Genomic DNA, 462 nt, shown 5'->3' with positions numbered 1-462 from the left:
ATCACCAACGCTCATGATGTGACCATTTTGAACTCAGATGGCACGCAGAAGATCGTCAGCCAAGGTTTGGTGGATATCTACACCGTTGCTCACGGCGATATCGTAGAAAAACCTTCATGCCCCGAAGGCACCCACCCCTACATAGCATTAGGACTGGGCAAGATCTTTATTAATAAAGATTACCAGCTAACGGGGAGTCAAAAGCCCTACCTTATCAGCCAAACATCCGATTACTGGCAAGTTGGTCTTGAGATACGAGTGAAATCACTCACCACCGGAGATCTGGAAATCAAAAATGAAGGCGAAGTGAACGCCTTTACCCAATGTAAATAGTAAAGGAGCTATCCAATGAAAAAACTGTTACTACTGCTGCCCGCTCTGTGCCTTAGCAGTCAAGTACTGGCCAAAGTGTCATATGAAGATGCACTTGAATCCAATCGACCTTACCACGATGCCAATGGT

At 45.7% G+C, this 462-nt stretch carries 1 protein-coding gene; it reads left to right on the top strand.

Annotation, left to right across the window (positions count from 1 at the left end; translation table 11 throughout):
- On the top strand, positions 1 to 333 hold a 333-nt coding region (locus tag AW165_RS19835; RefSeq protein WP_212823921.1), incomplete at its 5' end, for a hypothetical protein.
- Between the last annotated feature and the right edge of the window lie 129 nt (positions 334 to 462).

It is taken from the genome of Acinetobacter sp. LMB-5 (assembly GCF_001541635.1).
Taxonomy (GTDB): Bacteria; Pseudomonadota; Gammaproteobacteria; order Pseudomonadales; family Moraxellaceae; genus Acinetobacter; species Acinetobacter pittii.
This window is presented reverse-complemented; position numbering and strand designations above follow the sequence as displayed.